At 32.2% G+C, this 17,388-nt stretch carries 16 protein-coding genes; 2 read left to right on the top strand and 14 right to left on the bottom strand.

What is annotated here, in order from left to right; translation table 11 throughout:
• Positions 1-8: 8 nt before the first annotated feature.
• From msrA to ACFVR2_RS20380, 11 genes are all read right to left on the bottom strand, one after another.
• Positions 9-527: a peptide-methionine (S)-S-oxide reductase MsrA gene (gene msrA / locus ACFVR2_RS20430; protein WP_097977945.1), complete on the bottom strand. Its 519-nt coding sequence runs from the start codon at positions 525-527 to the stop codon at positions 9-11.
• Positions 528-770: 243 nt separating this feature from the next.
• Positions 771-2,483 (bottom strand): FTR1 family iron permease, encoded by a 1,713-nt coding sequence (locus ACFVR2_RS20425; RefSeq protein WP_387365966.1) that lies wholly within the window; start codon positions 2,481-2,483, stop codon positions 771-773.
• Between the two features lie 9 nt (positions 2,484-2,492).
• The gene (gene efeB, locus ACFVR2_RS20420; protein WP_387365963.1) at positions 2,493-3,743 is read right to left on the bottom strand and encodes an iron uptake transporter deferrochelatase/peroxidase subunit; all 1,251 of its coding nucleotides are present in this window, start codon (positions 3,741-3,743) and stop codon (positions 2,493-2,495) included.
• 1 nt (position 3,744) lies between these two features.
• A complete protein-coding gene (gene efeO, locus ACFVR2_RS20415; RefSeq protein WP_387365960.1) occupies positions 3,745-4,593 on the bottom strand; it encodes an iron uptake system protein EfeO in 849 nt (282 codons plus the stop codon).
• A gap of 291 nt (positions 4,594-4,884) precedes the next feature.
• Positions 4,885-6,192 carry a D-arabinono-1,4-lactone oxidase gene (locus ACFVR2_RS20410; protein ID WP_387365957.1) on the bottom strand — a complete coding sequence of 436 codons (1,308 nt, stop codon included), beginning with the start codon at positions 6,190-6,192 and terminating at the stop codon, positions 4,885-4,887.
• Positions 6,180-7,355 (bottom strand): amino acid deaminase/aldolase, encoded by a 1,176-nt coding sequence (locus tag ACFVR2_RS20405; RefSeq protein ID WP_387365954.1) that lies wholly within the window; start codon positions 7,353-7,355, stop codon positions 6,180-6,182. Before ACFVR2_RS20405 ends, ACFVR2_RS20410 begins: the two co-directional genes overlap by 13 nt.
• 97 nt (positions 7,356-7,452) lie before the next feature.
• On the bottom strand, positions 7,453-9,726 hold the full coding sequence (locus tag ACFVR2_RS20400) for an AAA domain-containing protein (RefSeq protein ID WP_387365951.1): 2,274 nt from the start codon (positions 9,724-9,726) through the stop codon (positions 7,453-7,455).
• A 382-nt stretch (positions 9,727-10,108) separates the two neighbouring features.
• On the bottom strand, positions 10,109-10,501 hold the full coding sequence (locus tag ACFVR2_RS20395; protein WP_387365948.1) for a hypothetical protein: 393 nt from the start codon (positions 10,499-10,501) through the stop codon (positions 10,109-10,111).
• Positions 10,502-10,657: 156 nt separating this feature from the next.
• Positions 10,658-11,398, bottom strand: a complete 741-nt coding sequence (locus tag ACFVR2_RS20390; RefSeq protein ID WP_387365945.1) for an esterase family protein — start codon at positions 11,396-11,398, stop codon at positions 10,658-10,660.
• Between the two features lie 17 nt (positions 11,399-11,415).
• Positions 11,416-12,603, bottom strand: a complete 1,188-nt coding sequence (locus ACFVR2_RS20385; protein ID WP_387365942.1) for an ATP-grasp domain-containing protein — start codon at positions 12,601-12,603, stop codon at positions 11,416-11,418.
• A 65-nt stretch (positions 12,604-12,668) separates the two neighbouring features.
• The gene (locus ACFVR2_RS20380) at positions 12,669-13,499 is read right to left on the bottom strand and encodes an alpha/beta hydrolase (protein ID WP_387365939.1); all 831 of its coding nucleotides are present in this window, start codon (positions 13,497-13,499) and stop codon (positions 12,669-12,671) included.
• 514 nt (positions 13,500-14,013) lie between these two features.
• On the opposite strand from ACFVR2_RS20380, the gene ACFVR2_RS20375 reads away from it, so the two are divergent.
• A complete protein-coding gene (locus tag ACFVR2_RS20375) occupies positions 14,014-14,526 on the top strand; it encodes a GNAT family N-acetyltransferase (RefSeq protein ID WP_387365936.1) in 513 nt (170 codons plus the stop codon).
• A gap of 76 nt (positions 14,527-14,602) precedes the next feature.
• Here the strand turns inward: ACFVR2_RS20375 and ACFVR2_RS20370 are convergent, their stop codons facing one another.
• From ACFVR2_RS20370 to ACFVR2_RS20360, 3 genes are all read right to left on the bottom strand, one after another.
• On the bottom strand, positions 14,603-15,070 hold the full coding sequence (locus ACFVR2_RS20370) for a hypothetical protein (RefSeq protein ID WP_387365933.1): 468 nt from the start codon (positions 15,068-15,070) through the stop codon (positions 14,603-14,605).
• Positions 15,071-15,132: 62 nt separating this feature from the next.
• Positions 15,133-15,648, bottom strand: a complete 516-nt coding sequence (locus tag ACFVR2_RS20365; RefSeq protein ID WP_387365930.1) for a hypothetical protein — start codon at positions 15,646-15,648, stop codon at positions 15,133-15,135.
• Positions 15,623-16,189, bottom strand: a complete 567-nt coding sequence (locus tag ACFVR2_RS20360) for an RNA polymerase sigma factor (protein ID WP_387365928.1) — start codon at positions 16,187-16,189, stop codon at positions 15,623-15,625. The genes ACFVR2_RS20365 and ACFVR2_RS20360 overlap by 26 nt, the downstream gene beginning before the upstream one ends.
• A 221-nt stretch (positions 16,190-16,410) precedes the next feature.
• On the opposite strand from ACFVR2_RS20360, the gene ACFVR2_RS20355 reads away from it, so the two are divergent.
• A complete protein-coding gene (locus ACFVR2_RS20355; protein WP_387365926.1) occupies positions 16,411-17,385 on the top strand; it encodes an NAD(P)H-quinone oxidoreductase in 975 nt (324 codons plus the stop codon).
• Positions 17,386-17,388: the final 3 nt, after the last annotated feature.

Here is a 17,388-nt window from a genome sequence, read left to right as displayed (position 1 = left end):
TTCCCTGCCTACTTTTTCCAATTTGATTCAATAAATTCGTCTCTTCCAGACATTGCTCTGTCTTCTTTATAGTGTTTTGGATTTTTTTTATGATAGTCTTGGTGATATTCTTCAGCCTCATAAAAAGTAGTTGCTTGTAATATTTCGGTTACAATCGGTTTCTTAAAAATATTACTTTCAATTAATTTTTCTTTTGATTCCATTGCTTCTTTAAGCTGTGAATCATTATGAACAAAGATTGCAGCTCGGTACTGTGAACCTCTATCTTGGAATTGACCGTCTGGATCTGTTGGATCAATTTGCGGCCAAAATAATTCTAATAGTTTTTTGTATGAGAATAATTCATCATCAAACGTAATTTGAACCACTTCATAATGACCAGTAGTTCCCTTTTTAACCTCTTCATACGTAGGGTTTTCTAATTCCCCACCCATATAACCTGAAACAATACCATGTATACCAGGTAAATCCTCAAACGGTGTTACCATACACCAAAAACAACCACCTGCAAATGTAGCTTTTTGAATCATTTTAAATCCTCCTTACATTACCTAGTTTACATAATATCATTATGTGAAACCTTCATATTTCTTTAATCTTATCTTATCTCTTTTAAAAGAATTTTTAAATATTTTAGCTCATAATTTACCAATTTTTTATCAAATCTATTCTGTTAATCTGATTGGACTAAAAATACGCAGAAAAGACGATAAAAAACAGACATTAATTGTCTATATTAATGACAATCATGTCTGTTTTCTTAACGCAAATTAAGCAGCAATTGATTTATTATTGTTTTTGATTCTTGTTCCAACAAACAACCAAATGACAAATAATAATAAAATTAGTTGTGGAATGATACTTTCCAGGGAAGGATAAATCCCTAATTTAGGTATTGTTGGAAAAATAGTACTCATATGGTCAGGCAAATAGCCAATTCCTTGTAATGCATGGATACTTTGACCAATGAATTTAAACGTCAAGTAATAAATACATAAACTTGCGATTGTAAAAAACGGCTTTAACGGAATGAATTTACTTCCTTTTAAGATAAAGATTCCAATAATAACAAGTAAAATGATTCCACCTGCAAAACCTGTAATCAATTCTTTCGCTGTAATTGAAGAACTCATACCGATATAAAATACGACAGTTTCGGCACCTTCTCTAAATACAGCAAAAAATGAAAGTAAGCTTAATGAAAGTATTCCTCCGCCCGCAATAGCAGCTTTTGCTTTTTCTTTCATCTTACTACCATATTCTTGTTGACGAGATTGTTTATGCAACCATAACCCAACTGTTAACATGAAAACAACAGCAATAAGACCAGAGATTCCTTCAATTAATTGATTGCTAATTCCAGCCGAAATTTTTGATAATAAGAACTGGAATAATAAACCGGCTACTAAACTAGCTAGAATACCAAAAGCACCACCTACAAAGATCCACTTACGTGCTGATTCTTGTTTACTTTTTGACACTAATGCTAGTAAAGCAGAAATAATAATTAAAGCCTCTAAACCTTCACGAAATACAATTGTCCCTGCATCAAACATCGTATAAGATGTTTTCTTCGTAGCTAAGTTTAAATTGTTTTGAATTTGTTTTAATGTTTTCATCGTTGTAGCAGATTTAGGCTTTTCTGTTAACCTGGTTAATGCAATGGATGTATCATTTTCTATCTGCTTATATAATTCCATTGAATTTGATTGAACCATTACTTCAACATAAGGCCAATCCTGTATAAATTCATTAAATGTAGCTTGCGCTTTCCCAATATCATTTGATTCTACATAATTGATTGTTTGATTTAGTAGTTTAATTGCTTTCTCAATACTTACTTCTTTTGCTGAATCACTACTTGGATTATTCAAAACATCAATTAATTTAGTAAAAGAATCATTTACTTTAGCAATGGAAGGATTTTCAGTAAACAAAGTTGACCTTGAAGTAATCATATTTGCTTCGATTGAACCATAAAAACCACTGTTTGCTTTTCTGACATCATTTTCTACTTTAGACCATTCAATTTCAAAAAGCTTATATTCAGATTGTGCTTTTGCCCAATTCGATTCATTTGATAAAGTTTTAACATTATTTAAATGAGATACTAGTTTAGTAAGATTAATCTGAGAAAGATCCTTTTTATCATTCGTATTTTCTATCCACTTTTCAGTTTCAAAAGCTACCCCGCGAATATCATCTTTTACTGTTGCAAGATCATTTTGGTCAATATCTTTAATCGCTTGGTCAACAAGCTTATTTAATTTTGACGTTTTTTTCTCATTTTTTATTAAATCTTTAATCGCCAATAAATCTGTTTTCACTTTATCTTTTTCACCATTTTTAACCTCTGTTAATGAGTTACCAATATGTGAAAGTACTTGTTCTTGTATATCAGTTTCAGCAAATGTTTTATGAAACGGACTAATTATTAAACTAAAAAATAGTAAACTAGCTATTAAAATTATATTTTTTTTCATGCAATTCACCTAGAGTAATCCTTCACCAATATAGCTTCCATTCTTAACCCCTGGGAAGCATGCAAATACTGCACTACCATTATGTTCAATGTATTCGTTCAATAAATCCATTTTCGCTAGTTTATCTTGTAAAGGAATAAATTGTTTTTCTAAGTCTCTTTGGAAACTAACAAATAGTAAGCCTGCATCTAATTTTCCCGTTTGAATATCAAGTCCGTCAGTATATGAATAAGATCTTCTTAAAATTTTAATTTTTCCTTTTCCTTTTGCTAAGGCAACATGTGAATTTGCAGGAATCAGTAATTTCCCATTATCATCTGTTTTCTTTAAATCTATTTTAGCAAATTCACTACTTTCACCAATTGGTGCACCATTTGCTCTGTGACGACCAAATGTTTGTTCTTGATCTTGTAATGAACTACGATCCCATTCCTCAACACGGATTCGAATACGTCTTGCAACTAGATAAGAACCACCTGTTAGCCAAACTGGACCATCGCCATTTTGTACCCAAATATGTGTATTCATTTCTTTTTCATCTTTAGTATCTGGATTTCCAGTACCGTCTTTAAAGCCCATTAGATTCCTAGGTGTACTACCGGAAGGATCCGCTCCAGATGAACGTTGGAAGCCGTGCTGCATCCATTTTAAACTAACCGTTCCACGTCCAATTCGAATCAAGTTTCTTACGCCATGAAAGGCAACTTGTTGATCGTTTGCACAAACTTGAACTACGATGTCTCCACCGTTCCATTCTTCTCTTAAATCATCACCAGGGAAATGAGGTAAATCTTTTAACCCTGATGGCTTACTTGATTGAATTGATAATCGATCAAAAAATGAAGGGCCAACTCCAAATGTAAACGTAAGCTTCATTGGTTGTAGACCTGTTGCTTCACCCGTATCAATTGGTGGTGATGAAGGAAAATCTGAATCACCTAGTTCCTTTCCTTCACTCATTAAAGCTGCTGCTTCAGTCCATTTTTTAAACATTGTTTTGACATCTGCTTTTGAAGTAGTTTCTAGTTTAAATGACGCCAAATACATAAAATCTTGAGCAGGAGTTGTAATCCCTTGTTGTTGCTTACCATAAAACGGAAGAATCTCTCTTGCATCCGCTTTAGCTGGTGAAAAGAAATTAGTTACTTTTTCAGTAGCAGCTTCAATTCCAGTAGCCCCAATAAGGATACCCGCTCCACCAACTCCAAAAAGTTTTAATGCATCTCTTCTAGAAACTTTATTCGTTTCTAATTTTTTCATATTATTTAACCCCTAATGTTGACCCAACTTGAGAAATCGGTTCTGCTAATGCATCTACTTGTTGAGCCAATTTTTTTACTTCATCTTCTTTTAACTGTTTGTAATCAACGTATTGATCACCTTTTTTATAAGTATTTAAAGTTGTCATTAAATCATTGAATCTAGTTTCAATTGTTGAAGCTAAATCAGCATCTTTTGCTTTTAATTTATCAGATAATAATTGAACGATTTTATCTGAACCTTCCACGTTAGCTGCAAAATCAGCTAAATCTGTATGAGAATATCGCTCTTCTTCACCAGTAACCTTTGAAGATGATACTTCATTTAATAATTCTACAGGACCAGTTACAAATAATACTGGATCAATTTCAGCTGTTTCTACTTTTGCTCTTAAGTAGTTAGCATCCTTCATAAGTTGTTCTGTGTATTTTTCAAGACCTTTTGTTGTATTTTGAACCCAAAGAACTTGCTCAATTTTGTGGAAACCAGTCCACTCATTAGCAGGTACATCACCTTCACGTGCATCGATTTTTGGATCTAAATCGCCAAATGATTCTGCCACTGGTTCAATTCTTTCGTAATATGAACGACTAATTGGATACAAACGTTTTGCTTCTGCCATATTTCCTTCATTAATTGCATCAACGAACTTCTGTGTATTTGATACGAACTCTTCCGTTTGAGATACAACGAAATCTCTATAATTATTAATCTCTGAATCTAAATTTATTTTTGCTTCTACTTTTGATTCTTTTTTTACGTTACTAGCTTCTTCACTTTTTTGTGCACAACCTGCCATCATTAAACTTGTAGCAAGAGAAATTGCGATCATTGTAGTTTGCTTCTTCATGAAAATACCCCCGAAAACTCTAAATTAAATATATGTAATTGATATTGATAACTTTTCTCATTACTTATCATAATACAATTGATAAATATTTTCAATTAGATTTTCATAAAAAAATGACTGAAACTTGTTCAGTCATTCAAGAATTACTGCTACTTTAACAAAAAAGATCATTAATTTTCTAATTAAATTCAATTAATGTTCGTACTTTTTAAAATTAACACTTATATAATTAAGTTAGTAATGACTGAGAATATTAAATCATTATACAGCAAGGCGTATAACCAACAACTATTATTCAATCTTAAATAATTTCGCTAAATAAGCATTCACAAAAATATTATTCTGATCTAATAGACTTCGAATAGTAAGAAAGTTAGATAATGATGGATACGAGTGATTTAGTTTTTCTATATTCATTGAATGCATTTTCCCCCAATGTGGCCTTCCGTTATAGCTTTGAAGAATTTCTTCTATTCTATTAAAATACTCTTGATGAGGCATTCCTTTATACATATGGATTGCGATATACGCTGAATCTCGCATCGAAGCAGGACTTATTAAAAAGTTGTCAGATTTTACGAATCGACATTCGATTGGGAAATGGACGTTAAATCGTTTATTTTTAATCTCTTCTTGTATTTCTAAAGTCGCATCATTCATATATTGAGCTGGAATACTGTATTCCATTTCGTTAAATTTTACATTTCGAGTTGTTGCAAATAATTCATGACTCGGTCCAACCATCCTTGAATTTGGCACACTGCTACCACTTATTTTACTAATTTGAGAACTACTTTTTGGAAAGTTTCTACTAAATTCACTTAATAACCAGAATGCTTTATTTTCAATCGTTGCTACCTTCCATTTCTCAAATTTAAATGAATGCTTCTTCGTTCTAGTTTCATTCATAAGCTTCATTTGAACATTCTCTGAATAGGGAAATAAGTAAAACTCAAAATGTTCATTTTCTTTTTTCAAATTTAATAGATTACTATAAACTTCATCAATCATTACTTTTTTACTCTCATAACGATACGTATTTGCAGGTTTTATTCTAATTTTAAATTTAACAACGATGCCAAGTAAACCTAACGATACGCCAAGTGCCCTATAAATATCTGTATTTTTTGTTTTTGAACAATCTAATAGATCGCCTGATGGTAATACAACTGTCATCTCTTCGATTTGTGTAGATAAAATTCCATGTTCAACTCCTGTGCCATGTGTACCTGTTAAAAATGCACCTGCAATGGATTGAACATTTATATCACCTAAATTTTCTTGTGAATAACCTGATTCGTATAATTCATTTCCTAATTGCTCTAGCTTAGTTCCAGCCCAAACTTCGGCAATTTGTTCCTCTTTATTAATTGAAATAACGCCATTTAAATTATCTAATGACATTAAATAGTCGTTTGTTGAAATTAGTGGTGTAAAAGAGTGACTAGAGCCTACTACTCTTATTTTCTTCTTTTCCGTGTTAGCTCTTTTAACGAGGCTAACTACTTCTTCAATTGATGATGGATACAATACTTGATTCGGAATAAATTTTACACTTCCAGACCAGTTTTTCCATAACATACTTTTCATAGGAAGCACCCCCTATCTCCTCTGTATGTTGTGAACTGGTCGATGATCTTATTTTTACTTACTACATATAAATGAGAAAAACGCTCAGCAATTTCACCAGACTTGCTTGGTCTAAATAAAATAGCTTCTCCTATTTTTAAATCTTCATGACCTGAATAAAAAACTGGGGTTTGAACTTCACCAGCACCTTCTAGTGGCAATAAAGTACAATGTTCTGGGGAATATGGAGTAGGTAATTTTTCTTTTCCTACAGCACCTGAAGCAATAAAACCTCCACTTGTGCATGTAAAAATCTTATCTGCTGGTTTTCGAATGATTGGTAAAGCAAAGCCAATTGCTGGCTGATATTGAAAACTTCTGTATTCATCAAATAATGTTGGAGCGTAAAATCCTGATCCTACTGTTACTTCTGTAACCACTTTTTCCTTTGACGTCGAGTGAAGACTTCCAGTACCTCCACCATTTACAAATTCAAGGTGGTAGCCATCTTTTTCAATGTATTTAACAATTTCTCTTCTTTTTTTCGCAATTTCACCTAATGATTTCTTCTTTAAAAACTGGATTATTTTATTTTTCAAATACCTATTTTTTGCATCATCACCAACACCTGCAATTTGTGCCTCATATCCCATAATTCCTTCCAAGCGCACATTCAAGGATTGCAATATATGTGTTAGTAACGGTACTAAATCTCTAGCTTCTTTAATTGGTGACCTTCTTACTCCAAAATGAAATCCTAAATATGAAGTACTCATGTCTACGTCGATACAAAGTGGCATAACAATCTCATTTTTCACTGCGATCTTTTCAATCATACTAATCTGGTCAGTCTGATCCACCATACAAATGATTTTTTTACCCTTTTTTATTTGTAATGCAATTTTATTTAATCCTAAGACATCAACTGTTGGATAACCAATTAATAAATTATCAAAACCATTTTCAGCAAGGAAATCAGCTTCATGAGGGTTATAACACATTAACCCCTCATAACAATCATTTCTCTCTAAAATATATTTTAAAACTTGTACACTACGAATTGATTTTGTAGCAATTCGTATTTTCTTACCGTTTGATTTAGTTGCAATATCATCCACATTTTGAACAAAAGCATCCCAATCTAAAAAAGCACATGGCATAGACAATTTAGAAAATACCGATCGATCGACCATTTATTCACCTATCCCGTAGCATTTTATTTCTATTTTATGCCGAAAATTAATTAATAAGAATAAAAAAAAATTACATAGAATACTTTCTATGTAACTTTTAAAACTCTATAAATCCTTTTAATATTTGACATGTTAAAGGACAATTCAATCTTGCCGAGTTATTTGATTGGTTTAAACTTACATTTGACAAAGGAATTCCAAACCATAAAATTTCGTTATCTATCATAATAAAAGGTTGAACTTGATCTTTTTTAATAAAACTTCTATTTTTTTGATTTTCAAAATGAACTTCACTTATAAAGAGAATTGGTACCTCAACCTCATTTATTATTTTTCGAATTTCCAAAGACATTTCAGATAGATTTGGCATGGAGACAATTATTTTTTTATTAGCATTTTTTAGATCATTTACTAATTCATTTTTTTGATCAATTGAATCATTTAAAAACAGTCTTAACCTCTTTGATATACTCTTTGAAAAAACCTTTTCAAACTCTTCTTTACTCACCTTGTATTCCTTATCCATTTGATAATGAATTAACTTATTAATCGTCTTTTTTGAATTTGTTTTACTTTTTATAAATGGAATATCAGCAATATGAATAAATTTACCTCGAGCTCTAGTCAAAGCAACATTAATTAATCTTTCACTGTTTTGATCTGTTAGTAGTAATCCAGGTGAATATTGTGGTTTCGTATCTACTGAATCAAAAATGATTACGTCGCACTCCGCTCCTTGAAATCGGTGAACTGTTGCGATTTGTATTGGTAATTCTCGATATTTTGTTTTGCCGATAATCTCTTTATGAAGTGCCGTAATTAACTTTGCCTGTGCTCTATATGGCGTAACAATTCCAATTGACTTGACCCCATCTACTACGCTTGAAAGAATACATTGAATTGCAATAATCGCAGACCCTAAATTATATCTAGAATTCGTATTTGAATCTTTTAATGCATAGGTTTTTAGAAATTGTGAATTTATTAAACTATTTGCTTTCATTGGAAATGGTCTATGTTTTGCGATTTCCTGTCTTTTTTTGACAGTTGGATGATCAAACACCAACGAGTGGTAGATTTCATTATTCGTAAATCCAGATATAGCCGGATGCATTCTCCTTTGCTGATTCAATAAAACTAAATTAATTAACGGTTCGCCATTTTCTATTTTTTGGACAATACCTGTATGATGAAATAAATCTTCCTGTAGCCATTTTTTCACATTTTCATTATGAAAACATGATGCAATTGGCGGTAATTGTTTAAAATCTCCGCATACAACTATTCGTTTCCCTAATGTAGAAGCAAAGGCGATTTGTGGTGTATATGCCATACTAATTTCATCCACAATAACTAAATCGAACTGGCGTAAATAGATTAAAGGATCAATTGAACATTTGGATAATGTAGTTCCAATCACTTTTGCTTGATCAATCAACTCTTTTTCTTTTTCACGAATTTCCCCTCGAATTTTATTTAACTTATTTTGAATTTTGCTTAAATCATCTAATTCTTTTTTTGAAGCTGCACCTCTTCTAGCTTTCCTTAGCATCGAGTGCTTTCGCTCATCTAAATTTTCCAATTCATATTGATTTATACTTCCATTAACCTCAACAAGTTTTGAAGAAAGGATATCTTCGTGTTGTAATAACACTTCATCTTTTGTATAACCATAGCGGACAATCTCGCCACTTCTCCATTTATCTTTCTGCTCTAATTCATGAATTACATTTTTCATTAAAACATCTACTGCAGCATTAGAATGAGCAATTACTAACACTGACTTATTTTTTTCGTAATGTTTTAAAATAATATTTGTTAAATTATAAGATTTCCCAGTACCCGGTGGTCCCCATATATATGTTGTTGCATTATAAAACGAACGATAGATTAGCTCCTGATTTGTTGAACTTTCTTTCTTCATTTTACTTAAATGTTTAGCAGTAGAATCAGCATTCATTAGCTTCATAATTCTTTTTTGTTTACTACGATAATCTTTTATTTCCTCAAGTCTTTCAATTAATTGATCTAGTAACTCCCACGGTTCATTAAAAAGTTCAGCATATGGAATCATCGAAGTAATTTTTTCATTAATTTTAATTTCAACTTGAGAGCCTTTAAATGACAATAATTCACCTTGATACTCTTGATTTTCTATTTTTATTCGAACCGGTGTTCCTTCTGGGACAAAAATTTCTGCATAAATCGTAAACAAGATAACCGTACTTTGCCCAATTTGGTACAGTGGAGTCCCATTAGAAAGTGTATAACTCCTCCCACCGTGAAATTTTAAATAATTTTTTTCCGCTTCAATTGCAGTTTGCCATTCTGTAATTAACTTATTTACGTCATTTAGTGTATTTACAATCATTTATTTCACCTAATTAATTTTGAAATTGATATTTAAAGATTTCTCTATAGTCATCTATTTTGCGTTAGTGAGTTACCTTAAATTTTAGACATTATTTTAACAAATAAAACATTCCTTATGAACACTATAGAAAGTTAAACTTTAATAGTAATTTACTAATCATACACTAGTTCATTCAGATTATTAAATTATTCAACCTATCTAATCAGTTAAAATATTCTTGATTTTTTTATTGAATTTAAATATATTTATTCACAATTTGTACCTTTAAATGTTCTTTTTCTCCACAAAAATGACTCCCACCAGATGAAAAAGGAGAATGACTTCATTTTGAAATCATTCTCCTCGAATAGTATGAAAATTCATTTAATAAAATAACTCCTCAATGACTAGCTAAACGTTTTTCAAAATCCGCCTTAAACAGCAGAATAGCATCGATATTTACTGCAAAATCGTGGTCACTCATATTAAAATTAGTTATAAATTCGTCAGACCTCTCACGAACCATAATTGTCGGACGGATATTGTCTCCAATCGCGTCCTGAGTTACACCACTTCCATAAATATACCAGTTAGTTTCAGTAGCCTTATTTGCTGCATTTTTAGATAAGTCATTTTTTATTATTTCGCATAAATTATCCATAAAATCTTCATTAAGATTAATATTTTTTCCAAATTCACCATCAACAGTTAAATCAGCATCTCCATACCAAATATTCCTACTTGTTCTCTTTCCCTCATTTGAAGTATAAGTTTCATCAAACAAAATTTTCATTTTCATTACCACCCCTTTATGATGTTCAACTCTAACATGTTTTAGTGTAAGTAGCCCTAAAAAAGTATTTAGAGTTTATTGCCAAAAGTATTGTTACTTTTAAGATGAAATTTTAAAAAACTTATCATCCAACTGTATTGATGTTTTTATGATTTTTTATTTAAATAATTCTCCTAAATAATACGGCATTTGGCGTCGCCACCAAACCCAGTCATGCGAAACATCCTCGCCCCACTCATCAAACCATGCTTTAATTTGTTTTTCTTCAAGGGCTTCTTTTAATGTAAAATATGAAGGCAGCCCGTCTTGTTCCCAATCACCTAGCCCGGTACAAATAATGATATCTGCTGAACGGTATCGATCAATGAACCAGCCGTCATTTTGATTCCATATGTAATCACTTGGTGAATTTTCGTATACAAGAGGATCATTTCCGTAGTCCCCAAAAAAGAAACGCACATCGTAAATACCGCTAAGTGCAACGGTTGTTTGGAAGACATCCGGATGTTTCAGGAAAAAGTTCAACGCATGATATGCTCCCATGCTACAACCTGTTGTCATCATTGGATCAAACCAACCTGTTTTATGTTTAATAAATGGAATAGCTTCTGAAATCACATAACGGTCATATGCTTCATGAGCTAATGCACGGTCATGAACCGATTTTGAGTCGTGTAGCCAACTTTCGCTATCTATAGTAGAAAGTGTAAAAAACTGAACTTTTCCGGACTCGATGAAGTCATGACACACATCAATCATTCCAAAATTATTGTATTCAAAATGCGTCCCCCCAGATGAAGGGAAAACTAAGATTGGCATACCACTGTGCCCATATCTGTTCAACAGCATTTCGCGTCCTAATTCTCCACTCCAATGGCTTAAATGTTCTATATTCATGGAAAAATCTCCTATCCTTATACGTTTACAATGCTGTAATTTTTTCGATCATGTACAAAACTGATAATGTCATCGACTTCTTCCTGCGAATCTGCATTAATCGCATAAAATTGATTTCCTTGTAGTTCCGCAAACGCATCTGGAATGCGCTTTTCAAACTTTACACGGTCGCCAAATCGTTCATAAATATCATTCGTATCGTTGTTATACTCATTCGCATCACGCTGTGTAATACCGACACAATACTGGTTTTTTGCATTGGACTCTTTAAATTCGCCTCCAGTCACAATAGAAGCATACTGAGCAAATAAATCAATGGAGTACGCGAAATTGTACATATCAATCGTGTAGCCGCCAGCTAGCCGGTTATTATATTCAAGTGCAACATAATCCCCATCTTCTAATTTAAAAAACTCAATATGGAAAAAGCGTTCTTTCATCCCAAAAGCTTTCACAATCGCCTTTCCATAAGTTTCCAGTCTTGTATCAATCTCTTTTTGAATCACATAAGCTAAATCCAACTGGCCCTTAACGAGTTCTAAAGTTGGCACATTATATGTAAAGCTTGTTTGGAAAACAATATTCCCTTTCTGATCGACTAAACCATCAAATGTACAAAGCACGCCTCCTTCGACATATGGTTCTATGAAGTATACTTGTGCTTCATCCCATACTTCTTCAAAATGGCGTACAGCCTCTTCTGAACATAATTTAAAGGTTGCAGCTGATCCAACACCATTATCCGGTTTAGCAATAACTGGCAGTCCGAATTCATCAATGGCTTTAGTTAACTCTTTTTTAGTTTTAACGACTTTGCCATCTACAACAGGCACACCTGCTTTTTTAAACAGCTTTTTCATTTCAGATTTATATTTAACCTTTTTCAAATCACTTGGTTTATTACCATATACATTAAATTGTTCACGCAACTGCGCATCAAGTTCTAACCAGTGTTCGTTATTGGATTCAATGCGCTCAATTGGACCATGTTTATAATATAAAAATGCAACAGCACGTTTCACTTCATCTAGATCTTCTAAATTATTCACACGATAATATTCTGTTAAAGCGTTTTGTAATTTGGAACCTAATTGGTCATATGGCTCTTCGCCAATACCTAATACATTGACACCTGCGGCTTTTAAACGATGAGCAAATGATTGGAAATTCTCTGGATAATATGGTGAGATCAAAATATAATTCATAAAAATGCTCCTTTATAAAAAGTAATTTTTATCTAATTTAAGTCAAATATCATTATTCAGTTCATTCATGACCACTTCTCACTTAAAAAACGTAAACATTCTGGTAAGTGTTTTGCCCAAGCTTTTTCATCATGTACTTCATCCGCAAAAATATTTAAACAAATGCTATCAATTGGAACAGAGCCTTCTATCAGTTGTTTATAATACTTAAGCGAGCAATCGATATATGCCTGCTTCATATTACCATACATCAATTGTCGATCGGCATCATCGCCTTCCTGAGTACCAACTTGAATATACACTCGTTGCTCAGGATCCAACTCTTCGCTAGCAATATAACGATCAAATGCTTTACTTGTAATCCAATTGGCTAAAGAAAAAATACCTAAACCACCAATTTGATCTTTATATTCAACACCCATAAAAGCCGAAATATTTCCTCCAAGTGAACTACCAATCACCGCTGTATGATATTTATCCGATTTAGTCCGATATTGCTTATCGATGAACGGCTTCACGACTGTCATGACAAAATTAGCAAACTCCACGCCTTTCCCACCTAGTTCATAATCTTCAGGAAGTGGGCTTTCAGTAATTTTCCAAGGCGTATATTCATTAATTCGGTCTTGTCCACCATTATCGATCCCAACAACAATCATCTTCGGTAAATCGGGGTTTAATTTAATAGCCGGTATCACTTTCCATGAATACCCGCTATAAGATTCACTACTATAGAAAATATTTTGACCATCATGCATATAGACAACTGGATAATTTTTATCCTCATCTTTATCATAATTTTTTGGCAATAAAACACGTACGCGACGTTTTTCATTTTTATAAGACATATGTAATTGATGTGTTTCTAGTTTTAAATAAAAATAGGATTGATTCATTTTAACTTCCTCGCTCCTTTGAACTTACCTTTTGAAAAAAACAACTGCTTAAGTTCTTCTAATGAATACGTGTTTGATAAATATAAATCACACTAAGAAGAGTACTCTTCAATAACTTTATATAATTCTCTGTTCTAATTTCTTTATTTAACTCTAAGTCAATTAATCTTTTTTTCTAACCAACTGCCTAACTAATTGTTCTTCCCAAGCAGTTACCAAATCGGTCTGAAAAATCATTTGTAATTAATTCAACGAAAATAGAGTAGATTCCTTCTTGAACATTCATGTCGAATAATGAAATAGAGAATAATCGATAAATGATTATCCTCTATTTCACACTATGGAAGGATCGATTACTATAGGAAACAACGTTTATAAAGTAAGCTATGAACAATTAAAATTGGGATTTAAAATTATGAACAAACCGATTCAAATATAAATTTAAATTTTACGATTCGTCTAAAAAGTTCTAAAATATAAAGAGATAACAAATTAAATTTGGGGGAAAGAAAAAATGATTAGGGAAGCTACTCAAAAGGATTTAATGGACATTTTAGAGATTTATAACGATGCCATTCTTAATACAACTGCTGTTTATACTTATCAACCACAAACGCTTGAAAGCAGAAAAATTTGGTTTGAACAAAAGATGGATGAAGGGCTTCCAATTCTAGTCTTCGAACTTGATCAAAAAGTCGTCGGATTTGCTACATTCGGTCCTTTTAGAGCTTGGCCGGCCTATAAATATTCGATTGAGCATTCAGTTTATGTAAATAGTGAACACAGAAAAAAAGGTATTGCTACTTCATTAATGAAAGAATTAATCTCTAATGCCAAAGAAAGAGAGTATATGACTTTAATTGCTGGAATAGATGCTGACAATGAAAAAAGTATTGCCATGCATAAAAACTTCGGATTTGTTTATTCAGGCACAATTAAAAAGGCAGGTTATAAATTTAATAGATGGCTTGACTTGTCCTTTTATCAATTAGATCTTGATGGACCAAAAAATCCAACAGAAGAATAAACTAGTAATCTATTAAGGGTAAGTTTTGATCACTGTTTTTCAAAACTTACCCTTTCTTATTTTAACGAAAAACGTTCTATTTTACTTCTAAAGCAAAAACATAAGAGGCATCGCCATGTGATAAGTGCTTATCTTTTTTATCCATCCACCATACTCCATATGAGTAATAATATACCCCTTTATTTATAGGTGCTGAAAATTGATTCCTCACTAATAATATTTCAGCTTCCTTACTATTATTTATTTGAGTTAAGTGGATTTCATTTGGTTTAGGATTATAATTTATTATAATTTTAACATTTTCTCCAGGTTTTACTTCAATCGGCTTTTTCCCCTCTAATAGTTGGACAGGTCCAGCTGTATCAACGCATTCCCCCTGTCCTTTCGTTTGCCAACAATAAGTACCTAACTTCGTGTCATATGTTTGATTCGCTATTTGAACCATTGTTTTTGGAGGTTTATTACCTTTCAAACCATTACTTGCTGAACATCCAGCGAGAATAAGAAAGAAAAAAAGTACAGCTACACTTAACCATTTTGACATTTTGGACACTCCCTATTTTCAAATTGGAATTTAAATTTCTTTATTTATGACTCCAATTTCAATCATTTTTCAGTTTTTAAAAACTTTAAGATTGTTCCGTCCTCCTGTTTTACAATCATGACTTTTGGATCCCCATTCGTTAAATAAATTTTATCGCCAACCTTTAACATATTAGACGAAAAATTGATTTTCGGAATCGTATGATCTTGAACAACTTCTTTGACTACACCAATTTGGTCTTTAAGTTCAAATTCCTTATTATGTAAAATTCCTTCAAACCGATATTGAGCTCCGTTTACGACTAATAGTCCAATACTGGCATCTGCAGAAATACTTTTAGATTTATTTGTAATACCTATGTCTTCTTTCAGTGCGTTTTTAATAGGTGAATTAATAAAAATGGTAAATGCCAACATCAAAAGAATCCCAACTGAAACAACCGGTTTTCGAATTCGATTATGCCCCAAATTGGAATTAGCTTTATTCCATATTTGATCATATGTGACAGAAGGATTATGTTGATCTAATTTCTTCTGAAGAGTGTGTTTAATTTCAGAAATAGGATTGTTTTCCACCATTTAGTTCTTCTCCTTTCAGTTTTTGTTCTACTTTAAACAGTTCGTTTTTCGATAAACGATTTCTTAATTTTGTCAACGCGTAATTTAGCCTTGATTTACATGTACCGATTGGAATATTTAGAGAGTTCGCCACTTCATTTAATTTGAGTTCTAAATAATAATGAAGAACAATCACTTCTTTACTCTTTTGCGGTAATAAGTTTATCTCTTTCCATAGTTCATCTTCCATTTCATTTTGTAAAATCGATTGTTCAACGTCATTTTCAGCTTGAACATCATGATTAATGCCGAAAAGTTTCTTGATTTTTTGTTTACGTATCATATTGCGAGTGATATTTACTGTCATTCGATAAATCCAAGGTTCAATTGGTTTTGTTTGATCAAACAGTTGTAATTTTTTTATGATTCGAATGAACGTCTCTTGCGTAATATCATCTGCCATTACATTTGATTTGGTTAAAAAGTAAGCAGTGCGATATACCAATGACGAGTGATTATTAAACAATTCTTCAAAACGATCTTTGTCAATTCTTTCAGGCACTAGTTCTCCTCCTTTCACCACTTACTCTATATACACTTGAAATCAGTTAATAGTTCGAATTTTTTAAAAAAATATTTTCCTTAAAATTACTTTAAAAAGAATGAGTAAGGAATGCTATTAAGAAAAAATACAAATTTCATCAATCCGAGTTTTTAAAATATTCTTTCGATTAGTTATATAGTATGATAAGAAATAACTTAATTAAAGGTAGGTTTTTTAGAATGAAGGCAGTTCAAATTGATGAATCAAAGCATTTATTTATTGACGATTATGAAATGCCTGTTTTAGGTGAGAATGAACTACTTGTTAAAGTTCATGCTACGGCTATTAATCGAGCTGACTTACTTCAAAAACATGGTAAATACCCCGTACCTAAAGGCGCATCTCCAATTTTAGGTTTAGAGATGGCCGGGATTGTTGAACAAGTTGGGGCTAGTGTTACAAATTGGGAAGTTGGGGATCATGTTTGTAGCTTATTGCCAGGCGGAGGTTATGCACAGTATGTTTCCATTCCTTCAGATTTGGCAATTTCAATCCCAGATCATTTTTCGTTCGAAGAGGCTGCGGCTATACCTGAAGTATTTTTGACAGCTTACTTAAATTTATTTGAATTAGGTAGATTAAAAGAAAATGAAACTGTTTTAATTCATGCCGGAGCTAGTGGTGTTGGGACCGCTGCAATTCAGTTAGCAAGAGAATTTGGTGCAAGTTCAATCGTTACTGCTGGTAATGAAATGAAACTTGCAGCTTGTACCGAATTAGGTGCAAATCATGTGATTAACTATAAAAATGAAGATTTTAAAACTGTAGTCGAAAAAGTTACTGATCATGTAGGTGTAGACGTCATTTTAGATTTTATTGGTGCATCCTATTTCCATCAAAACTTACAATCATTAAATAGTAATGGTAGGCTCATTTTGATTGGTACAATGGGTGGAGTTAAAGTGAACGATATGAACTTATTACCACTTTTGACAAAAAGAATTTCGATTATAGGGAGTACTTTGCGTTCACAAACACTTGAGCAAAAAATCTATTTAACGAACCAATTCAAAAAATATGTATTACCTCTTTTTATCAATAAGAAAATAAAACCGATTATCGATTCAGTGTATAGTTTGCATGAAGTGAATGAAGCACATTCTCGAATGGAGAACAATTTAAATATCGGAAAAATAGTCTTAAAAATAGATTAATTA

The organism is Gottfriedia sp. NPDC057991, from assembly GCF_042886615.1.
GTDB lineage: Bacteria > Bacillota > Bacilli > Bacillales > Bacillaceae_G > Gottfriedia.
This window is presented reverse-complemented; position numbering and strand designations above follow the sequence as displayed.

Excerpts from the sequence above, each read along its gene's own strand:
- ACFVR2_RS20425 (WP_387365966.1), bottom strand. The coding sequence starts at position 2,483 with ATGAAAAAAAATATAATTTTAATAGCTAGTTTACTATTTTTTAGTTTA.
- efeB (WP_387365963.1), bottom strand. The coding sequence starts at position 3,743 with ATGAAAAAATTAGAAACGAATAAAGTTTCTAGAAGAGATGCATTAAAA.
- efeO (WP_387365960.1), bottom strand. The coding sequence starts at position 4,593 with ATGAAGAAGCAAACTACAATGATCGCAATTTCTCTTGCTACAAGTTTA.
- ACFVR2_RS20405 (WP_387365954.1), bottom strand. The coding sequence starts at position 7,355 with ATGGTCGATCGATCGGTATTTTCTAAATTGTCTATGCCATGTGCTTTT.
- ACFVR2_RS20400 (WP_387365951.1), bottom strand. The coding sequence starts at position 9,726 with ATGATTGTAAATACACTAAATGACGTAAATAAGTTAATTACAGAATGG.
- ACFVR2_RS20395 (WP_387365948.1), bottom strand. The coding sequence starts at position 10,501 with ATGAAAATTTTGTTTGATGAAACTTATACTTCAAATGAGGGAAAGAGA.
- ACFVR2_RS20390 (WP_387365945.1), bottom strand. The coding sequence starts at position 11,398 with ATGAATATAGAACATTTAAGCCATTGGAGTGGAGAATTAGGACGCGAA.
- ACFVR2_RS20385 (WP_387365942.1), bottom strand. The coding sequence starts at position 12,603 with ATGAATTATATTTTGATCTCACCATATTATCCAGAGAATTTCCAATCA.
- ACFVR2_RS20380 (WP_387365939.1), bottom strand. The coding sequence starts at position 13,499 with ATGAATCAATCCTATTTTTATTTAAAACTAGAAACACATCAATTACAT.
- ACFVR2_RS20375 (WP_387365936.1), top strand. The coding sequence starts at position 14,014 with ATGATTAGGGAAGCTACTCAAAAGGATTTAATGGACATTTTAGAGATT.
- ACFVR2_RS20370 (WP_387365933.1), bottom strand. The coding sequence starts at position 15,070 with ATGTCAAAATGGTTAAGTGTAGCTGTACTTTTTTTCTTTCTTATTCTC.
- ACFVR2_RS20365 (WP_387365930.1), bottom strand. The coding sequence starts at position 15,648 with ATGGTGGAAAACAATCCTATTTCTGAAATTAAACACACTCTTCAGAAG.
- ACFVR2_RS20355 (WP_387365926.1), top strand. The coding sequence starts at position 16,411 with ATGAAGGCAGTTCAAATTGATGAATCAAAGCATTTATTTATTGACGAT.